This is a genomic window from Stenotrophomonas sp. Bg11-02, from assembly GCF_002836635.1.
Lineage (GTDB): Bacteria > Pseudomonadota > Gammaproteobacteria > Xanthomonadales > Xanthomonadaceae > Stenotrophomonas > Stenotrophomonas lacuserhaii.
In genome coordinates, this window is the sequence record NZ_PJAY01000064.1 from 73,067 (window position 1) to 94,560 (window position 21,494).

The window sequence follows — 21,494 nt, forward strand, 5'->3', positions numbered from 1 at the left end:
GTTGGCAACGCCGAAAGTAGTCGGCGTACCAACCCACCAGGAGATGACCATGCTTCAGTTCCACATTCCCCAGATGACATGCGGTTCCTGCGCCAAGCCGGTGAGGGCCGCCCTGCTGGGTGCCGATCCTTCGGCCGGGATCCAGATCGACGTCGCAGCGCGGACGGTGCGCGTGGACACGGTGCGGGAGCCCGCCGTATTCCTCGCCGCACTTGCCGAAGCGGGATACCCGCACCTTTCCCGGCCTGCCGGCTGATCCTGGTTCAAGGAGACGAGCCCATGTGCACCCGACAACTGCTCACCCTCGGCGTTGCCGTCGTGTTCCCAACAGCGGCAGGCCGTTCCCCGGCCCCCGCTGCGGGAAGCAAAGCAATATCCGCGCTTCCTGGCGCTGCGGAGAAGGGAACCGCCGAGCTCGCCCGGCATGACTTCGCACGCAGCACATGCAACGTGCACCCGAAATAGACGAGCCGAGGCGCAGGGTGGTTGGCAGACGCCCTAGCCGGACCTGCCATGAGCGATTTCCCCGCATCCGGGGTGGCCACGCCGCCGCCCTCCGCAACGCATGCCTCCCCCCGGTATCCGCTGCGCCTGACCATCAACGGCGAGGCGTATACGCTGGAGGTCGAATCCACGGTCAGCCTGCTTGACCTGCTGCGTGACCGTCTGCAGCTGACCGGCACCAAGAAGGGCTGCGACCACGGCCAATGCGGTGCATGCACGGTGCTGGTCGACGGCCGCCGCATCAATAGTTGCCTGACTCTGGCGGTCATGCAGCAGGGCGCCGACATCACCACGGTCGAGGGCCTGGCGAACGGGGATGCGCTGCATCCCCTGCAACAGGCCTTCATCGCCAAGGATGCCCTGCAATGCGGCTACTGCACGCCCGGCCAGCTGTGTTCGGCGCAGGGATTGATCAATGAGGGCCAGGCCTGCACCCGTGACCAGGTGCGCGAACTGATGAGTGGCAACATCTGTCGCTGCGGGGCTTACCCGCAGATCACCGATGCGGTGATGACGGTGCTTGAGGAAACCCAAGGCACGCCGGATGCCCCCGAGCCATCTCCCGGGCACTGGACACCCGGCACGGTGCCCGCATGATTCCCCCCACCTACGAACGCGCCGCGTCGCTGCAGCAGGCCTTGCAGCAGCTTGCCAGCACCCCCGGGCGCCCCATCCAGCCCATCGCCGGCGGCACCAACCTGCTCGATCTGATGAAGCTGCAGGTGATGCAGCCCAGCGGGTTGTTGGATGTCAACGCGCTACCGCTGGATGCCATCACGCTCACCGAAGAGGGAGGGCTGCAGCTCGGCGCCACCGCCCGCAATGCCGACACGGCGTACCACCCGCTGGTGGAACGCGAGTATCCCCTGCTTGCGGCGGCCATTCTGGCGGCGGCCTCGCCGCAGATCCGCAACATGGCCAGCAACGGCGGCAACCTGCTGCAGCGCACGCGTTGCACCTATTTCTATGACCGTGCGACGCCCTGCAACAAGCGCGAACCGGGCAGCGGCTGTTCAGCCGTGGGCGGGCTGACCAAGTACCACGCGATCCTCGGCGCCAGCGAGCACTGCATCGCCACGCACCCCTCCGATATGTGCGTCGCGCTGGCAGCACTCGATGCCACAGTGCATGTCGCCAGCGTGCGCGGCACCCGCGCAATTCCCTTCGGCGCGTTCCACCGCCTGCCTGGCGACCAGCCTGAACAGGACAGCACACTGGCGGCAGACGAGCTGATCACCCATCTGACGCTTCCGCCAGGCGGGCGATTTGCCGCGCACAGTGCCTACCTGAAGATCCGCGAGCGCCTGTCCTACGCGTTCGCGCTGGTGTCGGTCGCCGCCGCGCTGGAAATCGGGCCCGACGGACGCATCACCGATGCGCGGCTGGCGTTGGGCAGCGTGGCGCACAAGCCATGGCGCAGCACCGACGCCGAACAGCTGCTGATCGGCACGATGCCGGGCGATGCAGCCTTCGAATCAGCGGCCGATCGGCTGCTGGAAGGGGCGCAGTCGCAGGGTCAGAACGCCTTCAAGATCCCGCTTGCACGACGCGCGGTGGTGCGCGCCCTGCAGGCCGCCTCCGAGGGCACCATCGACAATCGTGGCCGACGCCGCGGCCAACCGGAGCATGCCGCATGAGTGCGTACCCCAAGCAACCGCAGGTTCCCGTAGCCGAGCCGGGAACCGGCCATGTGCCGACCGGGACCGGAACGCCGCGCATCGATGGCCGGGCGAAAGTGACCGGCCAGGCACGTTACGCGGCCGAGTGGCCGGCCGAGGATCTGGTCCATGGCGTGGTGGTCAACAGCAGCATCGCAAAGGGGCGCATCCTCGGCTTCGACATGGACGCCGCGCTGGCGGTACCGGGCGTACTGCAGGTGCTGACCCACCTCAACCGTCCGCACATGCGCGGTGCTGGTGTCTTCTACAAGGACATGACGGCCCCTGCAGGATCACCGTTCCGGCCGTTGTACGACGCACAGATCCGCTACAGCGGCCAGCCGGTTGCGCTGGTGCTGGCCGAGACCTTCGAGGCGGCGCGTCACGCGGCCGGGTTGGTGGGCGTGCGGTATGAGGTCGAGGCGCACGAAACCAATCTGGTCACCTCCGTTGAACGAGCGCGTGAGCCGCGCAAGATGAAGGCCGGATTCTCCGCCCCGCCGAAGGACAAGGGCGAGCCGGACCAGGCGTTCGCACAGGCAGCGAACCGCATATCGGCCGATTTCTACAGCGGCGTGGAACACCATAACCCGATGGAGCTGTTCGCCAGCACAGTGATCCGCGGTGACGACGGCCACCTGACCATCCATGACAAGACCCAGGGCTCGCAGAACAGCCGCTGGTATGTCTCGCATGTGTTCGGCCTGCCCAAGCGCAAGGTCACCGTGCGGAATGCCTACGTGGGCGGTGCTTTCGGCTCCGGGCTTCGCCCGCAGTATCAGCTTGCGCTGGCGGTGATGGGCGCGTTGGCGCTGGAACGCTCGGTGCGCGTTGTCCTCACGCGCCAGCAGATGTTCACCTTCGGCCACCGTCCGGAGACCGTGCAGCGGGTAAAGCTTGCCGCCGATGCCGACGGCACCCTGCGTTCGATCTGGCACGAGGCCGTGGCCGAGACATCGCGCATCGAGGACTACGTGGAAGTGGTGGTCAACTGGAGCGGCCAGTTGTACGCCTGCGACAACGTGCACGTGGGCTACAAACTGGTCGACCTGGACCAGTACACGCCGATCGACATGCGCGCCCCCGGCGCGGCGCATGGCATGCATGCGCTGGAAGTGGCGATGGACGAGCTGGCCAATGAGATCGGCATGGACCCGCTGGCACTGCGGCTGAAGAACTACGCCGAAACCAATCCTGCCGACGGCAAACCGTTCTCAACCAAGGCCCTGCGCGAGTGCTACCGCCGCGGTGCCGAGCGCTTCGGCTGGGCCGATCGCGCGCCCTTGCCGCGCGCGCGCCGCGAAGGTAACGAATGGGTCGGTTGGGGCATGGCGACCGGCCAGTGGGATGCGATGCAGATGTTCGCGCGCGCCCATGCCGAGCTGCATGCCGATGGCCGGCTGGTGGTCAGCAGTGCGGCCACCGATATCGGCACCGGCACCTATACGGTGATGAGCATGATCGCCGCCGAAGCCTTGGGCCTTCCGCTGGAACAGGTCACCTTCCAGTTGGGTGATTCCACGCTGCCGGTGGCCCCGATCGAGGGCGGCTCATCGCATGTCAGCACGGTGGGCTCGGCAGTGGATGGCGCCTGTGCCAAGCTGCGCCGGCAGCTGCTCGCGCTTGCTGCTGGAAGGAGGGACTCGGCGTTCACCCGCGCCGGCGTGGATGACGTGGTATTCGCCAATGGCAGCATGGCACTGCGGGCTGACCCGGGCAGCGCCGTTGCACTCACCACGCTGCTGGCCGACGCCGGCAAAGGCAGCATCGAAGCCAAGTACCTGCTGCTGCCCAATGTGTTGAAGCAGCGCCGCTATACCCGCGCCACGCACAGCGCCGTGTTCGTGGAGGTACGGGTGGACGAGGAACTCGGCACGGTGCGGGTGATGCGCGTGGTCAGTGCGATCGCCGCGGGTCGCATCCTCAATCCGACTACCGCACGCAGCCAGATCATCGGCGGGGTGGTGTGGGGCATCGGCGCGGCGCTGCACGAACATACCGAATCCGACCATCGGTTTGGGCGTTTCATGAACCGCGATCTGGCCCAGTACCACGTCTCGGTCAACGCCGATATCCATGACGTGGACGTGCTGTTCGTGGAGGAAGACGACCGGGTGGTCAGCAGCCTCGGGGCGAAGGGAGTAGGGGAGATCGGCCTGGTGGGCGTGTCGGCGGCGATCTGCAACGCCATCCATCACGCCACGGGCAAGCGCATCCGCAGTACGCCGATCACCCCGGACAAGGTGATGATGTAAAGCAAACCGGGCTGTTCCTCAGCCAGGCGCTTTGAGTAACGGAGGTGGCGTTACAGCACCTCAACCACCACCTTGCCCTTGGCCCGCCCGCTCTCCACGTGGGCCAGCGCGCTGCGGGTTTCCTGCAAGGGGAAGACCCGTTCGATGACCGGGCGGATGGCACCGGACTCCACCAGTGAAGCGATCTCGCTCAGCTGGCGCCCGTCGGCGCGCATGAACAGGAACGTGTACGTCACTCCCTTCTGCTTGGCTTTGCGGCGGACGCCACGGCTGAGCAGGCGCAGCACCTGCTTGAGCGGCCAGGCAAGCCCGCGCGCCGCAGCAAAGGCGGGAGTTGGCGGCCCGGAGATGGAGACCAGATGCCCGCCCGGCTTGAGGATCTGCAGCGAGCGGTTCAGTTCATCCTTGCCCAGGCTGTTGAGCACCACATCGTAGTCACGCAGTTCCGTGACGACGTCCTGCCGGCTGTAATCGATCACGACATCCGCGCCAAGCTCCTTCACCCAGCCCACGTTGGCGGTACTGGTGCTGGTGGCAACGAAGGCGCCCAGATGCTTGGCCAGCTGGATCGCCACGGTACCGACACCGCCGGAGCCGGCCTGGATGAAGACCTTCTGACCGGGTTTGAGCTGCGCGGTTTCGACCAGCGCCTGCCAGGCGGTCAGCGCGACCAATGGCAGCGAGGCGGCCTCCACCATGGTGAGGTTGCTGGGCTTGAGGGCAACAGAGGCTGCGTTGACCGCGATGAACTCGGCGAAGGTGCCGATGCGATCTTCATCGGGACGCGCATACACCTCATCGCCCGGTTTGAAGTCCTGCACTGCGGCACCGACACTGACCACCGTGCCGGCCGTATCGTTGCCGAGTATCAGCGGCAGGCGATAGGGCAGGATCAGCTTGAACTCCCCTGTGCGGATCTTCGTGTCCAGCGCATTGACGCTGGCCGCGTGCACGCGGATGAGAACATCGTCATCCCGAAGCGAAGGCTGTGGTGCGTCGCCGATGCGGCCGGTCTCCTTTTTGCCATAACGGTCGATCAGGAAGGCTTTCATGGGCCGTGTGCCTCTGGTTGGGGAGTGCTTTCGGGTTGCGGGGCAGGGAGGGCGTGTGCCGGTGCGGTCAGGGCTTCACTGGGCGGGGCGATAACGTTCCGCCGCCTGCGCCTGCCGGATGTCCGAGAGCAGTCCCTGGCGGGAGGCGTCCAGCGTGTCCCAGCGTTCGGCAACATGCAGCGGCGGAATGGTGACGGTCTCGCGACGATCGAAGCCGACCAGGGCCGCATCGACCAGCTCGCCGACATCCATCACGTCCGTCAGCGTGTTGATGTCGATGCCGGCACGCTCCCAGATTTCGGTACGCGTGGCCGCAGGCAACACAGCCTGCACATAGACGCCCTTGGGCGTCAGCTCCAGGCTTAGTCCCTGCGACAGGAACAGCACGAAGGCTTTGGACGCACCGTAGACGGACATGCCGAACTCCGGCGCCAGCCCAACCACCGAGCCGATGTTGATGATCGCGCCTTCGCCGGCGTTGGCCAGGCGCGGTGCAACCGCCGCGGCCAGGCGGGTCAGGGCGATGGTGTTCAACGTGAGCAGCTGTTCGATGCTGTCGGCCGATTGCTCGGTGAATCCGCCGGATTGGGCGATGCCCGCGTTGTTGACCAGGATGCCGATGCGGGCATCGTCGCGCAGGCGGCTTTCAACGATGGCCAGGTCGCTGCGCTGGGTGAGGTCGGCCGGCAGTATGTCGATGGCAACGCCGGTGGCGTCGCGCAGGCGCTCGGCCAGTGCATTCAGCCGCCCCTTGTCGCGCGCAACCAGGACCAGATCGTGGCCGCGGCGGGCAAAACGTTCGGCGTAGACGGTGCCGATGCCGCTGGAGGCGCCGGTGATGAGGACAGTGGGCAGGCTCATGGTGTGTCTCTTGAAAGAGAATGTGGGAGCGGGGACGCCGCGAGGGCGAGGGAGACGGGGTTACTGCGCGGGCGTGTCGGCCAGGGCGGGGTAGTCGGTGTAGCCTTGCGCGCCGCCGCCATACAACGTGGCCGGGTCCAGGGCGTTCAAGGGCGCGGCGGTCTTCAGGCGTTCGACCAGATCCGGGTTGCTGATGAAGGCACGGCCAAAGGCGAACAGGTCGGCCTTGCCAGCGGCGAGATGTTCGTTGGCCAGCTCCAGGTCGTAGCCGTTGTTGGCCAGGTAGGTGCCGCTGAAACGGCGGCGCAGGCCGTCGAAGTCGAACGCGGCCACATCGCGTGGGCCGCCGGTCGCGCCTTCGACCACATGCAGGTAGACGATGCCCAGTGCGCTGAGCTGGTCGACGATGTAGTCGTACTGCGGCTGCGGGTCGCTGAGGGTTGCGATGGCGTTGGCCGGAGAGACCGGTGAGATGCGCACGCCGGTGCGATCGGCGCCGATCTCCTCCGCGATGGCGGCGGTGACTTCGAGCAGCAGGCGCGCACGGTTCTCGATCGAACCGCCATAGGCATCGGTGCGCTGGTTGGCGCCGTCCTTGATGAACTGTTCAAGCAGATAGCCGTTGGCACCGTGGATTTCCACACCGTCGAACCCTGCCGCAATCGCATTGGCAGCGGCGCGGCGGAAGTCGTCGACGATGGCCGGCAGCTCGTCGATATCCAATGCACGGGGCTCGGACACATCGACAAAACCGTTGTGAACGAAGGTCTTGGTCTGCGCCCGGATGGCCGAGGCGGATACAGGCGCGGCGTTGCTCGGCTGCAGATCCACGTGCGAGATGCGGCCCACGTGCCATAGCTGCACGAAGATGCGTCCGCCGCGTTCGTGCACGGCATCAGTGACCTTGCGCCAGCCTTCTATCTGGTCCTGCGTGTAAAGCCCGGGTGTGTCCTGGTACCCCTGGGCCTGCGCTGATACCTGCGTGGCCTCGGTGATGATCAGGCCGGCCGAGGCGCGCTGGGCGTAGTAGAGGGTCGGCAGGGAATCGTTACGTACTGGGCCAAAAGCCACCTAAGCGATTGAAACGCAATGATAATTACCCGGTCCTGATGGCGGATCTCCCCGTCTATGGGGCCTGTTCAAGGACTTTCGCTGTATAGCTCAGCGGCGCCACTTCCCTATCAAGGTCGAGATGGTAGTCGCCGAAGCGATTGATGTGGCTGGTCCGATACGGCGACAGGCCGGCCAGGATCTCGGGCGTCAGTTCAACCCCCTCCTTCCGCATGTCAGCCAAGGTCCGGCTCATGCCTTCTACGTTGTGGAGGATGATCATGTTGGCGACCAGCTGACTGTACTTGATGATCTTGCGCTGCTCGTGTTGGACGTTCTCGGCAATGATCCCTTGGCTGCCAAAGAACACCCACTTCACGAAACCGTTGTATTCCTCGCTCTTGTTGGTCGCGGCATTGATCGTTTTGCGGATCTCGTGGTCATCAATGTAGCGCAGCAAGAACAGCGTTCTGACGGCCTTGCCCAGCTCCCGGAAGGCAAAGTACAGCTTGTTCTTTCGGCTGTAGGTGCCCAATCGGCGCAGGATCGAGGACGCGGTGATCTTGCCCAATCGGATGGAGATCACCACCCGCAGCATGTCGTGGAGATGGGTGGCGATCAGTTGCCAGTCGATGCTGTCCCCGAACAGTGCCTGGATGTTCTTATAGGCCCTGCCCGGTTCGGGCCGGAAGAACGTCAGGTCCTTGATGTTCCGGATCCGGGGCATCAGCTGGATGCCCAGCATGTGGGCCAGGCCGAAGACCGGATAGCTTTGCGCCTGCGTGTCACCATGGACGATCTCAGGCTGGATGTCGGAAGTGTTGGCCAACAGGCCGTCCAGGATGTAGATGCCCTCGTGCACGCCACAGGGAATGAAGTGGCTGAACAGCGCCACGTATTTGTCGGACACGTGGTAGTTAGCCGATGCCACCATAGCCGCCATAGCGGATGTGGTACTCCGACAGCAGGTTGTCTTCGTACACGCTCCACTTGGTGCCATCTGCTGACGCGCTCTTGCCGCTGCCCCAATAGCCCGGCAGATCAAATTTGTTGTAGGTATTGATGACCTCCACGATGGCCTTCTCAAGGACATCCTCAGTCACGTATTTGAGGTTGAGCCAAGCGACCTGGCGACGGCTGAAGCCCTTGATCGACCGCGTCGTTTGCGTCGGACCCAAGTTGCAGCCATAGCAAAACAGCGTGGTGATCACCCGCCGGGGGAGATCTTCAACCTGGCTCTCGGTGCCGGCGATCGGACGGAAGAAGCGGTGCAGATCCAGCCATTGGCTGGCGTCGATCAGGACATCGACGATGCTGGACTCCGGAAGCCGTTCGGCGATGAGGCGGTCCACCGTGGCAATGGCACTTGAGACCTCGGCGCGTTGCCCCTTCCGCAGTACCAGGCGTCCTTCAAGGATGTCCGCATGCACATTCTCGGGAAAGCGCTCGTCAACTTCGTCGGCCAAGGCGGTCAGTTGTGCGCGCAACCCAGCCACGAAAGTCGCAGCGTCGGTGGGCAAGCCTGAGACCTGGCCATAGGCGTCCAGTTCCTGGGCCAAGGTGGCTTCATCGACCAGCTGCTCGCGGTAGTCGTCAAATCGTTCGCTGCTCGGGATGAAGAGATCTCCCGACTTCAGTTCGTCCTTGACCTGCACCAGCACGGCCAGCTCGAAGTACTTACGGTGCATCCAGCCGGCGCCTGCCGCGCTGGCCCGCTTGCCAAACACGTGCTGACGCCAGAGCTTGGACATCCAATCGAAGTCCTTTTCCGGGTCCAGGCCGAGGGACGCGACTTCGATCAGCTCACGGCGTTGGTTGCGCAGCGCCAGCACCGCTGCGATCAACGGCTCCATGCCGGCATCGTGGCTGGTCGCCCGTAGATTCATCAGCTCCAGCCCATTGAACAGCAGCGGCCTGACCGCGCCGTAGGGCTGCAGCATGAAAGGCAGGTAGTTTTTGCCTGCATAGGCCATATGTTCTTCGCATTCGGCCAGCAAGGTCGACACTTCCGCTTCCAGGCTGTTGTCGATGGCATCCACGCGCTGACTGTCGCTGCCGTCGAGCTGATAGGCCTGCAGGATTTCCTTGAGCTGGCCGATGAGGAAGTCGGCCCGCTTGGCATGTTCGAGCTGGTAGGCCAGCAGCTTTTGCTGGGCCGTGTTCTCCAGCCCGCGCACCTGCTTGATGAACAACTCGGCTGCGTCATCCAGCGTCTTGGCATGCTGGGCGCGAATGAAGATGGTGGCCAGCGCATAACGCTTGTCCGGAGCCAGTTCGGCCAGCTCGCTGGCGTCATAGGCGCGAGCCATTGCACGGAATTGCTTGAGCTTGGGCACCGGTACATCGATGGGAGGCAGCTGGTCGGCCAACTGCTGCAACATGCGGATGTGCTGCAGATAGAACCGGACCTCCTTGTTGGTGGGCCGGCCGGGCTCGCGCTTGAGCGATTGCCAGCCGGTGAACCTGGACCCTTCCGGTGCGCGCAGCAGTTCGTCGATGAGCGTACGCGTGGCGGGCGTCAGCGCGTGGCTGATACTGCGGTAGTAGCCCAGGTTGACCCGCTCGCGGGCACCGATAGCGGCCAGTTCCAAGGTGCGGAAGCCAGGAAGTTCGTAGCGATGGTGCACCAGCTCTTCAAGCAGGACGTTCACGATGTCCGGGATGGTGTGCTTGGTCTGGGCTGCACCGGTGGCCACCGTGTCCAGCCAAAACAACCCGGCTTTGTCCAAGGGACGCACCCCAATGAACTGGCGCAGCTGCGGCATATGCCGGCGCTGGCTGCCGGAGGCGTCGTAGCGTTCGAGCAGGTCGGTGTCCAATACGCGCCCGAGTCGGGCGGCCTTGGCAATGTGCTTCCGGATCCGCTCGGGCACTTCGGCCAACACCGTGAAGTAACCCAAGCGCTGGAAGAGCTTGAGATGAATCAGTACCGCCAGCTGCGGACCCGGCTGGGTGGTGAGCTGCTTGGCGAATGCAATCTCAGCGGCGGTGGGGGTGTAGATCTCCTCCAGTTCCTTGGCGGTGGGATCAGGCTTCAGTCGCGGGTAGGCGGTCTCGTGAAGGGTAGCCATTGGATCCGGAGGTTATGAGGGGATCAATCCCAGTGCCGGCCGTCGTCTGTATTGAGAGACGCTTCCAGGAAACACTGGTGCGTATCGGCCATACGGTGCATGTCATCGAGCAACGTGGCCAGGATTTCATCCAGGTCCCGGTTGGGATCGGTGGGAACAGTCAACTGGTACTCGCTGCTGGCGGTGTTCAGGCGCACAGCTTGGAACGGGGCCAAGCAGATCTCTTCGATCCGGCCTCGGGCCTTGGCCGCGCCGCGGCCCGTGCGGGCAAACGGGGTCAGCACCATGCGCAGGCGCAGCTGCAGGGCCGATTTGCCCTCGGGCGCCGGCAGTGCCATCGCCGGTACCGGCGCGGTTGGACTGGGCAGGCTTGCTTCAATGCGCTCCCGGGCAAACGGATCACGCCCGTCCAGGTAACGCATGGCCGACTGCACATCGCGCCAGCCCACGTACTCCATCAAGGCCTTCATGTCCCAGCCTTGGTCGTTGGCCCAGCTGGCAAAGCCGCGGCGCAACGAATGGCTGCTGTGGAGCCCCGCATCGGCAAAGCCGGCACTGGTCAGCAACTCGCGCAGCAGGCGCACCAAGCTGTTGGGATGCAGGCCTTCGGTGCTCACCTGGCCCCATTGGCTGACCGCCCGAAATACCGGCCCTTCTTGCAGGTTGGCCGCCTGCAGCCACACCTGGGTCGCCTCCACCGGGCACAATCGCGACAACGCCGGCACCTTGTAGGTAACGCCGGCGGCCTGGCGATCGCCCTTGCTGCGCGGCAAGAAACAGTTCATCCCCTGTCCCGGCACCAGCGTGAGATGGGCCACGTCCAGGCGCAGCAGTTCATCGCCGCGAAAGCCACGCCAGAATCCGAGCAGCACCAGCGCTCGGTCCCGTTGGTGGCGCAGCGCTGCTGCTCCGTCGCCCCGCGCGCGTGCCGCCGCGATCGCTGCGGCTAACCAGTCATCGAGCTCGACCAGCCGCCGAATCTGGAGAGGCGCGGCTTGCTTGACCTGCCCGGGGTGCAGGGTCTGGATGCCTTTGAGCACCTTGCGCACCAGCGGCGACCCGGTGGGATCGACAAATCCGTGGTCGCGGTGCCAAGAGGCGATGGCCGCCAGGCGTTGGCGGAGGGTGCTGGTCGCCAAGGTCTGCGCATAAGCGGCCAGGTACCGGGCCACGCTGTCAGGTGTCGCCGGGAGGTGGCCTTGCCATTCAACCTCGAAGTGCCGCAGCGCCGACGCATAGCTGCGCACCGTGTTCTGGCGCGTGGCCGCATCGAGGTAGCGGTCCAGTTCGGTCACTGGCGCGTGGCCTCCACCGAGGTCGTCTGGCGCAGCGTCGACAGGATGGTGCATTCCGCCCGCTGCCCGCCATGGCAACTGGCAATCACCCGTTCCAACTCGCTGGCCATGCGCTGCAGGTCGGCCATGCGCGCCCGCACGTCCGTCAGATGGCTGCGTGCCAGCCGATCCACGTCCCCGCACGAAAGCTCCTCATCGCCGGCCAGCTGCAGCAGGCTGCGGACCTCCTCCAGGCTGAAGCCCAGGTCCCGGCCACGCGCAATGAAGCGCAGCCGCTCGATATCGGCCGGGCCATAGACCCGGTAGCCATTGCCCGAGCGCCCCGGGCGAGGCAGCAGGCCGATCCGCTCGTAATAGCGGATCGTCTCCAGGTGGCATCCACTGGCGTCGGCAGCCTCACTGATTTTCATTCGTAGTACGCTTGACTCCGTAGTAGCTACGGACTTTACCCTCACCGGCTGTGTCATGCCAGCGGCCCGCCCGGGCCCGGCTTCCCTGCGACTGGAGATGTTCCGATGAGTGATTGCGGCTGCCACCACGAGGCCAAGAATGCGCAGGAGCGGCGCGTCCTCTGGATCGCTCTAGCGTTGAACGCGGCGATGGCCGTGATCGGCGGCATCGCCGGCTGGATTGCCCATTCCACTGGCCTACTGGCCGACGCTCTGGACATGCTGTCCGACGCCACCGCCTATGCCATTGGCCTGGTCGCTATCGGGCGCACGGCGCGCTTCAAGGCCAATGCCGCGTGGGTCAGCGGCAGCGTGCTGCTTGTGCTGGGTGTGGGCGTGTTGGTCGAGGTCGGCCGCCGCGTAATGTTCGGTGCCGAGCCGGTCAGCGGCTGGATGATTGGCACCGCCCTGCTGTCGCTGGTGGTCAACGTGACGGTACTGCGCATGCTGGCGCCGCTGAAGTCCGGCGAGGTGCATCTGCGGGCGACCTGGCTGTTCACCCGGGCTGATGTGGTCGCCAATGTTGGCGTGATCCTGGCGGGCCTCCTGGTGTGGTGGCTGGCCAGCCCGTACCCAGATTTCGTGATCGGCGCCCTGATCGGCTTGTATGTGATCAAGGAGGCCTTCGAGATCTTGGGTGATGCCCGCCGGGCACGTGCCGACGCGCGCAAGACGGCTGCATGACCAGGCTTGGCCGGCTGGGTTCTGGCCTGCGCTGGCTCCTGCTGGCGCACTTGGCCGTGGGTCTGGTGGCGCAGCCGGTGCTGGCACTGGTCGGCGAGCTACATGTTCAAACCCATCTGGCCACTGCTGACCGCGGCCCGGCAGTGTCGCCGCCAGCTGCCGAGCGAGGCGTAGACGTCGCCCTGCACCGGCTTCAGCAGCTGGTGCTGTGTTGCGGCCAAGCCGTGCCGGCCCCTGAGATCCTGCTGGCCGTGGCGGACATCGGTCGGTACTTGCACGAGCTGGACGCCGATACGCCCCGGTATCCGCCCGCGCACCTGATCGCGCCATTCCGACCGCCGATCGCAGGGTGAGGTCGGCCGGCATGCGCCGGCGCCCTGTCGATATCGAGAACCTTCGGAGTACTTCCATGCATGTGCGATTGGCGGCTATAGCCGCATGGCTGCTGTTGGGCGGCGCGGTGACGCCGCCGGCGGCGGCTGCCGACTTGATGACCTTGGACGACGCGTTCGCGCGTGTGGCCCAAACCCATCCCGAGCTGCGCCTGGTCGATGCGCGGGCCACAGTGCTCGCTGCCGAGCGCGATCAGGCCGTTCAACGCCCACCGTGGACGGTCGGTGCCGAGGTCGAAAATGCCTTAGGCACGGGCGCGGCCCGTGGTCTGGACAGCGCCGAGCTGACCTTGAGCCTGAGTTCGGTCCTGGAGCGCGGCGGCAAGCTCGACGCGCGTCGTACCCTGGCCCAAAGCCGGATTGATGCGCTGGCCGTGCAGCGGGAGACCGGTCGGCTGGATCTGCTCGCCGAGACGGCGCAGCGCTATCTGGCCGTCGTTGGCGCCGACCGTCAGCGCCGGCTGGCGGACGTGGATGTCGGCCAGCGCCAGCGGACCGTGGCGGCCGCCCGGCAGCGCCTGCAGGCCGGTGCTTCGCCCGAATCGGTGGTACTCACCGCGCAGGCAGCGCTGGCGCGGGCCGAGCTGACCCGTGATCGGGCCGAGCAGCAGCGAATGGCCGCTCGTCAGCATCTGGCCGCACTGTGGGGCGAACGTGCTCCCAGCTTCGAGGTCGCCGCGGCCGATCCCATGGTCTTGCCGGCGATCGCATCCATGCAGACGCTGGCCGAGGAGCTGGAGCGGACTCCGGAACTGGCGCAGTTTGCCGACGCCCGTCGGATCGCGCAGGCACGACTGCAGCTGGCGCGTTCAGCGGCCTCACCGGACCTGTCCTGGCAGCTCGGTGTGCGCCGCCTGCAGGAGACCGACGACACCGCGCTGGTGGCCAGCCTGTCCATGCCGCTGGGCAGCCGCAGCCGCGCGCAGCCGGAGATCCTCGCCGGCCAAGCCGAGCTGGAGGTCCTGACGATCGAGCGCGAGGCCAAGGGCCTGTCGCTGTATTCCACGCTGGTCGAGGCCCATGGCCGCTACACCGTCGCACAGGCCGAGGTGGCACGCCTGCACAGCGATGTGTTGCCGAAGCTGGCCCGAGCCGAGCAGGCCGCTGAGCGTGCCTATCGCGCCGGCGCGATCAGTTACCTGGAATGGGCCCAGTTGCAGTCCGAACGCACGGCCATGGCCCAGCAGCAGCTGGACGTGGCCTTGGACGCGCAGCGCGCCCTGATCGAAATTCAACGACTGACCGGCCAGGCGCTTGTAACGCCGCCGGCGGCCGCTTCCCTTGGAGATAGCCCATGAGCCGTTTTTCCTGGACCGCACTGGGCATGGCCCTGCTGCTGACCGCCTGCAATGCCTCCGCCCCCAACGAAGCCTCTGAAGGCGGCGCCGCCGCTGAGGGCGAAGAACACGGCGAGCACGAGGAAGCGCCGCTGGAAACCAAGATTGCCGCCAAGGCGGCGCAGGCGGCGGGAATCCAGGTCGCGCCAGCAGGACCTGGTGAGATTGCTGACGAGCATGAGGTGCAAGGGCTGCTGAGCCCGATCGATGGGCGCATCGCGCAGGTCACTGCACGCTTCCCCGGACCGGTCCGCTCTGTTCGAGCGGGCGTGGGTGATCAGGTGCGTGCCGGCCAGGCACTGGCCACGGTAGAGAGCAATCTGAGCCTGACCACCTATACCGTCACCGCGCCGATCAGTGGCGTGGTCATGGCGCGTACGGCCGCCGTGGGCATGGCGGCGGCTGAGGGCGCGCCACTGTTCGAGGTCGCCGACCTGTCCACCCTGTGGGTGGACCTGCACATCTTCGGGGCTGACGTCCAGCACATCGGTGCCGGCGTACCGGTGACAGTCACCCGCTTGAGCGATGGCGTCACGGCGCAGACCACATTGGAGCGCGTCCTGCCCGGCACCGCCACCGCCAGCCAAAGCACCATCGCGCGCGCCACCGTGGCCAATACCGATGGCCTGTGGCGGCCGGGTTCGGCAGTCAAGGCGCGGGTCACAGTGGATCGCCAATCGGCGGCGCTGGTGGTGCCCATCACCGCGCTGCAGACCGCAGAAGACCAGGACGTGGTCTACGTGCAGCAGAGAGAGAGCTACCACACCCGACCGGTCAAGCTGGGGCGCCGCGACGCCGAACGCGCCGAGGTGCTGGAAGGGCTGAAAGCCGGTGAACAGGTGGTGGTGGCCCAGAGCTTCCTGATCAAGGCCGACATCGAAAAATCCACCGTCGAAGAAGACCATTGAGGCCCGCCATGCTCGAACGCCTCATTGGGCTGTCCATCCGCCACCGCTGGCTGACGCTGGTGCTCACCGCTGCGCTGGTTGCGCTGGGCGTGTGGAGCTACCGTCACCTTTCCATCGACGCTACGCCGGACATCACCAACGTCCAGGTCCAGATCAACACCCAGGCCCCGGGTTACTCGCCGCTGGAGGCCGAACAACGGGTGACCTTCGCCATCGAAACGGCCATGGCCGGCCTGCCCAAGCTGGACTACAGTCGCTCGCTGTCGCGCTACGGGCTCTCCCAGGTCACTGTCGTGTTCAAGGACGGCACCGACCTGTACTTTGCCCGCCAGCAGGTGGCCGAGCGCCTGCAGCAGATCGCCTCCCAACTGCCCGACGGGTTGGATCCTGAGATGGGCCCCATCTCGACCGGCCTGGGCGAGATCTTCATGTACACCGTGGAGGCCGAGCCCAACGCCCGCAAGCCCGACGGCACTGCGTACACGGCCACGGACCTGCGCACCCTGCAGGACTGGGTGATCCGGCCGCAGCTGCGCACTACCCCTGGCGTCACCGAGGTCAACACCATCGGCGGCTTTGAGCGACAGATCCACATCACCCCCGACCCGGCCCAGCTGGTGGCGCTGGGATTCACGTTGAACGACGTGGTCGCCGCGGTCATGCGCAATAACCAGAACATCGGCGCCGGCTACATCGAGCGCAACGGCCAGCAGTTCCTGGTGCGCGTGCCGGGCCAGCTGGCCAATCTGGAGGCGATCGGCAACATCGTGCTGGACCGGCGCGATGGCGTGCCCATTCGGGTGCGCGACGTCGCCGGCGTCGGCGAAGGCAAGGAGCTGCGCACCGGCGCGGCCACCCAGAACGGCCATGAGGTCGTGGTCGGTACTGCGTTCATGCTGTTTGGCGCCAACAGCCGGGAGGTCTCCCAGGCGGCCGCGGCCAAGCTGGACGCCACCAACGCCAGCTTGCCCCCGGGCGTGCATGCCAAAGCCGTGTATGACCGCACCGCACTGGTGGACCGCACCATCAATACCGTGTCCAAGAACCTGATCGAGGGCGCGCTGCTGGTCGTGGTGGTGCTGTTCCTGCTGCTGGGCAATGTGCGCGCCTCGTTGATCACCGCGGCGGTGATTCCGCTGGCGATGCTGTTCACCATCATCGGCATGGTGCGTGGCGGCGTGTCGGGCAACCTGATGAGCCTGGGCGCGCTGGACTTCGGCCTGATCGTGGACGGGGCGGTGATCATCATCGAGAACTGTCTGCGCCGATTTGGGGAGGCGCAGCACGCGCTGGGCCGCCAGCTCAACGATGAAGAGCGCTATGACCTGACCGCCTCGGCCACCGCCGAGGTGATCCGTCCCAGCCTGTTTGGACTGGGCATCATCGCCGCGGTCTACCTGCCGATCTTCGCGCTGTCCGGGGTGGAAGGGAAAATGTTCCACCCGATGGCGATCACGGTGGTGCTGGCCCTGACCGGTGCCATGGTGTTGTCGCTGACCTTCGTGCCGGCGGCGATTGCCACCTTCCTGCGCGGCCGCGTGGCCGAGCACGACAACCGCCTGATGCGCTGGTCGCGCGCCCGCTATACGCCGCTGCTGGAATGGGCACTGCGTCAGCGCGTGGTGGTTCTGGCAGGCGCGGCCGTGCTGGTGGTGGGCTGTGGCGTGCTGGCCACCCGCCTGGGTTCGGAGTTCGTGCCGAGCCTGGATGAGGGCGACATCACCTTGCAGCCCATGCGTATTCCCGGCACTAGCCTGGAGCAGTCGGTGGCCATGCAGGAGACGCTGGAGAAGCGCCTGGCCCAGTTCCCGGAGGTGGCCAACATCTTCTCCAAGATCGGCACCGCCGAGGTGGCCACCGACCCGATGCCGCCATCGATGGCCGACACCTTCCTGATGCTCAAGCCCCGCGACCAGTGGCCCGACCCCCGCAAGCCCAAGGCCGAACTGGTGGAAGAGCTGGAGGCGGCGGCCAAGGAAATTCCGGGCAGCAACTACGAGTTCACCCAGCCCATCCAGATGCGCACCAACGAGTTGATCTCCGGCGTCCGTTCGGACGTGGCAGTCAAGGTCTACGGCGACAATCTGGACCAGCTGACGCGCCTGGCCAGTCGGGTCGAGCGGGTCATGCGCAGCGTCCCCGGCGCCGAAGACGTCAAGGCCGAGCAGGTCTCGGGCCTGCCGCTGCTGACCATCACGCCAGATCCGGCGGCATTGGCACGGTATGGCCTGAACCCGGGCGATGTGCAGGAAACGGTGGCCACGGCCATTGGGGGCAGTGTCGCCGGCCAGTTGATCGAAGGCGACCGTCGCTTCGACCTGGTGGTGCGTCTGCCCGAATCGCAGCGGCAAGACCCGGCCGTGCTGGCAGATCTGCCCATTCCGCTGCCGGCAAGCACCAGTGTCGATGAGTCCAGCCGTCTGGCCGCCGGCGCCAATGGCGGGCCTCGTACGGTGCCACTGCGGGAAGTGGCGAAGATCCAGGTGGAACGCGGACCCAATCAGATCAATCGCGAAAACGGTAAGCGGCGCGTGGTGATCACCGCCAACGTGCGCGAGCGCGATCTGGGTGGGTTCGTCGGCGAGCTGCGTACGCGCATCGGCCAAGATGTCACGCTTCCTGAGGGCTACTGGATCGACTACGGCGGTACCTTCGAGCAGCTGATCTCGGCCACCCAACGCCTGGGGGTGGTCGTTCCGGTGACGCTTGCGTTGATCTTCGCCCTGCTGTTCATGGCCTTCGGTTCGGCCAAGGATGCGACCATCGTGTTCAGTGGTGTGCCATTGGCGCTGACCGGCGGTGTGCTGGCACTGGCTCTGCGCGGGATTCCGCTGTCGATCTCGGCCGGCGTGGGCTTCATCGCACTGTCGGGCGTGGCCGTACTCAACGGGCTGGTCATGATCGCGTTCATTCGCCGCTTGCGCGAACAGGGTGATCCGCTGGACGAGGCGGTCCGCGACGGCGCCCTTGGACGCCTGCGGCCGGTGCTGATGACCGCCCTGGTGGCCTCCCTGGGCTTCCTGCCCATGGCCTTGAATGTCGGGGCCGGCTCAGAGGTGCAGCGGCCGCTGGCCACTGTCGTCATCGGCGGCATCGTCTCATCCACCGCATTGACCTTGTTGGTGCTGCCGGTGCTCTATCGTTGGCTGCATCGCGACCGAGCTCCCCGCGCCGGTGGCACTGCATTGGAATCTTCGACACCATGAACGAGATCAACCTGGAACAGGTGCGTGCGGCGATGTTTACCGACCCCGGCGTGAAGGCGGTCGATGACCTGCGCCTGGTCCCCGCCAAAGAGCATGGCCGCGCGATCGCGGCCACCATCACTGTCGCAGCGCCCTCGGTCGACCTGGACCTGGTGCACGCGGTGACCGCGCGAGTGCTGGCCGACCAATTTGGCATCGATCAAGTCATGCTGTGCTTCAACGACCCAGGACCGGTGCCGCCGCCACCCACTGCTGCACCCTTGAAAAAGATGTGATCGCTGCCGGCGACCCTATGTGCCGACAGCGTCATTGAGCGAGCGGCAGCCAGATCCAGAGGGCGACGAGCGTGGCCAACAAGACCGGCGGCGTGAGGATCAGCCCCACCCTCATGTACTGTCCCCACGTTATCCGTTGGCCCTTGCCGGCAAGGACGTGCAGCCACAGCAGGGTCGCGAGCGACCCAATCGGAGTGAGCTTGGGGCCAAGGTCGTTGCCCACGACGTTGGCATAGATCATCAATTCGCGGGTGGCGGCCGGAAGATTGGCCCCGTCGATGGCCAGTGCGCCCACCAGCGTCGCCGGCATGTTGTTCATGATCGAAGCGAGGCCCGCCACTGCGAAGCCGGTGCCGATCGTGGCCACAAAGGTTCCCTGCGCCGCCAGCCACTCAAGCACCGCACTTGCAGCCTTTGTCAGCCAGGCGTTGCCAAGCCCATAAACCACCAGATACATGCCAACCGAGAACAGCACGATCTGCCAAGGCGCGCCGCGCAGAATCTTGGTCAGGGCCATGGTGGCGCCTCGGCCGCCTCTCGCCCAGCGACCTGCAATTGCCATCAGCACCAGCGCAGCCGCACCCGTCACCAAGGCGATGGGGACGCCGAGCGGCCCGGTTACGAAGTAGGCAAGGAGCAGTGATGCGAGCAGGGGCAAGGCGGCGCGGAAGACCGCCTTGTCGCGGATCGCCTCATGCGGCGCTTCAAGATCGTGGACCGGGTAGGTGCGGGGAATGTCGCGGCGGAACCAGAGCCACAGGACGATCAGCGTGGCGCCGACCGACACCAGATTCACCGGCACCATGACCGTTGCGTAGCGCCCGAACGAGACATCAAAGAAGTTCGCGGTGACGATGTTGACCAAGTTCGAGACAACGAGCGGCAGGCTGGCCGTATCAGCGATGAAACCGCAGGCCACAGTAAACGCGAGCGCACTCGCGGGCGGGAAGTTCAAGCGCAACAGAATGGCAAGAACAATCGGCGTCAGCAGGAGAGCCGCGCCATCGTTGGCGAACACTGCCGCGATCGCAGCGCCCAGCAAGATGATCAGCGGAAAGAGTTTTCGACCACTGCCGCCGCCCCAGCGGGCTACGTGCAGCGCCGCCCATGCGAAGAAGCCCGCCGCGTCGAGGATGAGCGAGATGACGATGAGTGCGACGAAGGTGAACGTCGCATCCCAGACAATCCCCCACACCGTGGCGACGTCACCCCACCCGACGACGCCGGTGGCCAACGCTACTGCGGCGCCGGCCAGTGCCGACCAACCGATACCGAACCCGCGCGGCTGCCAAATGACGAATACAAGAGTGACGATGAAAATCGCAAGGGCAAGCATGCACCGCTCCGACAAGGGTTAGATGGAGCGCTGATTCACGCGCTTGGACAGTTCTTCGGCGCTCTCAACACGTTCTGAATAGCGATCGGTCAGGTACGCTGAGCGACCACGCACCAGCCAGGTGAACTTCACCAACTCCTCGCATACGTCAGCAACGCGCTGATAGTACGCAGACGGCTTCATGCGTCCGGCCTCATCAAATTCCTGGAACGCCTTGGCCACCGAGGACTGGTTCGGGATGGTGACCATGCGCATCCACCGGCCAAGTACGCGCAGTTGGTTGACTGCGTTGAAGCTCTGCGAGCCCCCAGACACCTGCATCACCGCCAGGGTTTTGCCTTGTGTCGGGCGCTTGGCGCCGTCGGCTAGAGGAATCCAGTCGATCTGCGCCTTCATGATCCCGGTCATGGCGCCGTGGCGTTCGGGGCTGACCCAGACCATGCCTTCGGACCAGTACGCGAGATCGCGCAGCTCACTCACCTTCGGATGATCCGGGGTGGCTCCGTCGGGCAGTGGCAAGTCATGCGGATCGAAGATCCGCACCTCGCAGCCGTACCAGCGCAGGAGTCGACCGGCTTCCTCTGCCAGCAGCCGTGAATAGGAGCGTTCCCGCAGCGAGCCATAGAGGATGAGGATCCGCGGCGGGTGCTTCGGGTCGCCGGGCCCAACCAGTGCGCCGACGTCGATCGGCGTAAGTTGCGTTACGTCGATGCTCGGCAGATCTACCGCAATGCGATCGATCACCTCGACGCTCCGGCTGCCGTCACGGTCTCGCCGTCTTCCTTGGTGAAGGAGGACACCGGATTGTCCAGCAGCGCGAGCACCTTCTCGGATGGCCGACACAGCGCCACGCCCCGGTCGGAAACGACGATGGGACGGTTGATGAGGATGGGGTGCGCCATCATCGCCTCCACCAGCTGCTCGTCGGTGAGCGTGGGATTGTCCAAACCCAGCTCCGCGTAGGGCGTTCCCTTCTGGCGCAAGAGATCGCGAGGCGCGATGCCCATCCCGGCGATCAGCTCGACCAGTTTCTCGCGCGTCGGCGGTGTCTGCAGATACTCGATGACCTCAGGGTCTTCGCCGGACTGGCGCATCACTTCCAAGGTGTTGCGGGACGTGCCGCAGGCGGGGTTGTGGTAGATCGTCAGCGTCATGACAATC

18 protein-coding genes and 1 pseudogene are annotated in these 21,494 nt (G+C 65.6%); 10 read left to right on the plus strand and 9 right to left on the minus strand.

Annotated features, from left to right (window positions below; translation table 11 throughout):
- Nucleotides 1-49: 49 nt before the first annotated feature.
- The 4 genes from CXG43_RS14145 to CXG43_RS14160 all read left to right on the plus strand — a co-directional run bounded on the left by CXG43_RS14145 (nt 50) and on the right by CXG43_RS14160 (nt 4,417).
- On the plus strand, nt 50-256 hold the full coding sequence (locus CXG43_RS14145) for a heavy-metal-associated domain-containing protein (protein WP_101100523.1): 207 nt from the start codon (nt 50-52) through the stop codon (nt 254-256).
- 257 nt (nt 257-513) lie between these two features.
- Nucleotides 514-1,101, plus strand: a complete 588-nt coding sequence (locus CXG43_RS14150; protein ID WP_101100497.1) for a (2Fe-2S)-binding protein — start codon at nt 514-516, stop codon at nt 1,099-1,101.
- Nucleotides 1,074-2,141, plus strand: a complete 1,068-nt coding sequence (locus tag CXG43_RS14155) for a xanthine dehydrogenase family protein subunit M (protein WP_198551415.1) — start codon at nt 1,074-1,076, stop codon at nt 2,139-2,141. Before CXG43_RS14150 ends, CXG43_RS14155 begins: the two co-directional genes overlap by 28 nt.
- The gene (locus CXG43_RS14160; protein ID WP_101100499.1) at nt 2,138-4,417 is read left to right on the plus strand and encodes a xanthine dehydrogenase family protein molybdopterin-binding subunit; all 2,280 of its coding nucleotides are present in this window, start codon (nt 2,138-2,140) and stop codon (nt 4,415-4,417) included. Before CXG43_RS14155 ends, CXG43_RS14160 begins: the two co-directional genes overlap by 4 nt.
- A gap of 50 nt (nt 4,418-4,467) precedes the next feature.
- On the opposite strand, the gene CXG43_RS14165 is transcribed toward CXG43_RS14160, so the two are convergent.
- The 6 genes and pseudogenes from CXG43_RS14165 to CXG43_RS14190 all read right to left on the minus strand — a co-directional run bounded on the left by CXG43_RS14165 (nt 4,468) and on the right by CXG43_RS14190 (nt 12,156).
- Nucleotides 4,468-5,469, minus strand: a complete 1,002-nt coding sequence (locus CXG43_RS14165; RefSeq protein WP_101100500.1) for an NADP-dependent oxidoreductase — start codon at nt 5,467-5,469, stop codon at nt 4,468-4,470.
- Between the two features lie 75 nt (nt 5,470-5,544).
- A complete protein-coding gene (locus tag CXG43_RS14170) occupies nt 5,545-6,330 on the minus strand; it encodes an SDR family oxidoreductase (protein WP_101100501.1) in 786 nt (261 codons plus the stop codon).
- Between the two features lie 60 nt (nt 6,331-6,390).
- A complete protein-coding gene (locus CXG43_RS14175) occupies nt 6,391-7,401 on the minus strand; it encodes an alkene reductase (RefSeq protein ID WP_232767807.1) in 1,011 nt (336 codons plus the stop codon).
- Between the two features lie 55 nt (nt 7,402-7,456).
- Nucleotides 7,457-10,451, minus strand: a pseudogene (locus CXG43_RS14180) (Tn3 family transposase).
- A 23-nt stretch (nt 10,452-10,474) separates the two neighbouring features.
- Nucleotides 10,475-11,746: a site-specific integrase gene (locus CXG43_RS14185; RefSeq protein WP_101100502.1), complete on the minus strand. Its 1,272-nt coding sequence runs from the start codon at nt 11,744-11,746 to the stop codon at nt 10,475-10,477.
- Entirely contained in the window at nt 11,743-12,156 is a 414-nt protein-coding gene (locus CXG43_RS14190) for a helix-turn-helix domain-containing protein (protein ID WP_076035667.1), read from the minus strand. Before CXG43_RS14190 ends, CXG43_RS14185 begins: the two co-directional genes overlap by 4 nt.
- Before the next feature lie 105 nt (nt 12,157-12,261).
- Between CXG43_RS14190 and CXG43_RS14195 the strand changes: the two genes are divergently transcribed.
- The 6 genes from CXG43_RS14195 to CXG43_RS14220 are packed head-to-tail and all read left to right on the plus strand — an operon-like array spanning nt 12,262 to nt 18,997.
- Nucleotides 12,262-12,879, plus strand: a complete 618-nt coding sequence (locus tag CXG43_RS14195) for a cation transporter (protein WP_101100503.1) — start codon at nt 12,262-12,264, stop codon at nt 12,877-12,879.
- Nucleotides 12,876-13,232 carry a hypothetical protein gene (locus CXG43_RS14200; protein ID WP_101100504.1) on the plus strand — a complete coding sequence of 119 codons (357 nt, stop codon included), beginning with the start codon at nt 12,876-12,878 and terminating at the stop codon, nt 13,230-13,232. The genes CXG43_RS14195 and CXG43_RS14200 overlap by 4 nt, the downstream gene beginning before the upstream one ends.
- 56 nt (nt 13,233-13,288) lie before the next feature.
- Nucleotides 13,289-14,569 (plus strand): TolC family protein, encoded by a 1,281-nt coding sequence (locus CXG43_RS14205; protein ID WP_101100505.1) that lies wholly within the window; start codon nt 13,289-13,291, stop codon nt 14,567-14,569.
- Nucleotides 14,566-15,516 carry an efflux RND transporter periplasmic adaptor subunit gene (locus CXG43_RS14210; protein ID WP_101100506.1) on the plus strand — a complete coding sequence of 317 codons (951 nt, stop codon included), beginning with the start codon at nt 14,566-14,568 and terminating at the stop codon, nt 15,514-15,516. Before CXG43_RS14205 ends, CXG43_RS14210 begins: the two co-directional genes overlap by 4 nt.
- Before the next feature lie 8 nt (nt 15,517-15,524).
- Nucleotides 15,525-18,722 carry a CusA/CzcA family heavy metal efflux RND transporter gene (locus CXG43_RS14215; RefSeq protein ID WP_101100507.1) on the plus strand — a complete coding sequence of 1,066 codons (3,198 nt, stop codon included), beginning with the start codon at nt 15,525-15,527 and terminating at the stop codon, nt 18,720-18,722.
- A complete protein-coding gene (locus CXG43_RS14220; RefSeq protein ID WP_032961123.1) occupies nt 18,719-18,997 on the plus strand; it encodes a hypothetical protein in 279 nt (92 codons plus the stop codon). The genes CXG43_RS14215 and CXG43_RS14220 overlap by 4 nt, the downstream gene beginning before the upstream one ends.
- A 31-nt stretch (nt 18,998-19,028) precedes the next feature.
- Here CXG43_RS14220 and CXG43_RS14225 read toward each other — a convergent pair whose 3' ends face one another.
- Genes CXG43_RS14225 through arsC form a run of 3 tightly spaced genes read right to left on the minus strand, consistent with a single transcriptional unit; the run spans nt 19,029 to nt 21,487 of the window.
- On the minus strand, nt 19,029-20,333 hold the full coding sequence (locus CXG43_RS14225) for an arsenic transporter (RefSeq protein ID WP_101100508.1): 1,305 nt from the start codon (nt 20,331-20,333) through the stop codon (nt 19,029-19,031).
- Nucleotides 20,334-20,351: 18 nt separating this feature from the next.
- On the minus strand, nt 20,352-21,077 hold the full coding sequence (arsH, locus tag CXG43_RS14230; RefSeq protein ID WP_101100509.1) for an arsenical resistance protein ArsH: 726 nt from the start codon (nt 21,075-21,077) through the stop codon (nt 20,352-20,354).
- On the minus strand, nt 21,074-21,487 hold the full coding sequence (arsC, locus tag CXG43_RS14235) for an arsenate reductase (glutaredoxin) (RefSeq protein ID WP_101100524.1): 414 nt from the start codon (nt 21,485-21,487) through the stop codon (nt 21,074-21,076). Before arsC ends, arsH begins: the two co-directional genes overlap by 4 nt.
- Between the last annotated feature and the right edge of the window lie 7 nt (nt 21,488-21,494).

Bases quoted from the DNA above. Each gene is read 5' to 3' on its own strand.
- CXG43_RS14165 (WP_101100500.1), bottom strand. From the start codon at position 5,469: ATGAAAGCCTTCCTGATCGACCGTTATGGCAAAAAGGAGACCGGCCGC.
- CXG43_RS14170 (WP_101100501.1), bottom strand. From the start codon at position 6,330: ATGAGCCTGCCCACTGTCCTCATCACCGGCGCCTCCAGCGGCATCGGC.
- CXG43_RS14145 (WP_101100523.1), top strand. From the start codon at position 50: ATGCTTCAGTTCCACATTCCCCAGATGACATGCGGTTCCTGCGCCAAG.
- CXG43_RS14150 (WP_101100497.1), top strand. From the start codon at position 514: ATGAGCGATTTCCCCGCATCCGGGGTGGCCACGCCGCCGCCCTCCGCA.
- CXG43_RS14205 (WP_101100505.1), top strand. From the start codon at position 13,289: ATGCATGTGCGATTGGCGGCTATAGCCGCATGGCTGCTGTTGGGCGGC.
- CXG43_RS14220 (WP_032961123.1), top strand. From the start codon at position 18,719: ATGAACGAGATCAACCTGGAACAGGTGCGTGCGGCGATGTTTACCGAC.
- CXG43_RS14160 (WP_101100499.1), top strand. From the start codon at position 2,138: ATGAGTGCGTACCCCAAGCAACCGCAGGTTCCCGTAGCCGAGCCGGGA.
- CXG43_RS14200 (WP_101100504.1), top strand. From the start codon at position 12,876: ATGACCAGGCTTGGCCGGCTGGGTTCTGGCCTGCGCTGGCTCCTGCTG.
- CXG43_RS14215 (WP_101100507.1), top strand. From the start codon at position 15,525: ATGCTCGAACGCCTCATTGGGCTGTCCATCCGCCACCGCTGGCTGACG.
- CXG43_RS14195 (WP_101100503.1), top strand. From the start codon at position 12,262: ATGAGTGATTGCGGCTGCCACCACGAGGCCAAGAATGCGCAGGAGCGG.
- CXG43_RS14225 (WP_101100508.1), bottom strand. From the start codon at position 20,333: ATGCTTGCCCTTGCGATTTTCATCGTCACTCTTGTATTCGTCATTTGG.
- CXG43_RS14190 (WP_076035667.1), bottom strand. From the start codon at position 12,156: ATGAAAATCAGTGAGGCTGCCGACGCCAGTGGATGCCACCTGGAGACG.
- arsC (WP_101100524.1), bottom strand. From the start codon at position 21,487: ATGACGCTGACGATCTACCACAACCCCGCCTGCGGCACGTCCCGCAAC.
- CXG43_RS14210 (WP_101100506.1), top strand. From the start codon at position 14,566: ATGAGCCGTTTTTCCTGGACCGCACTGGGCATGGCCCTGCTGCTGACC.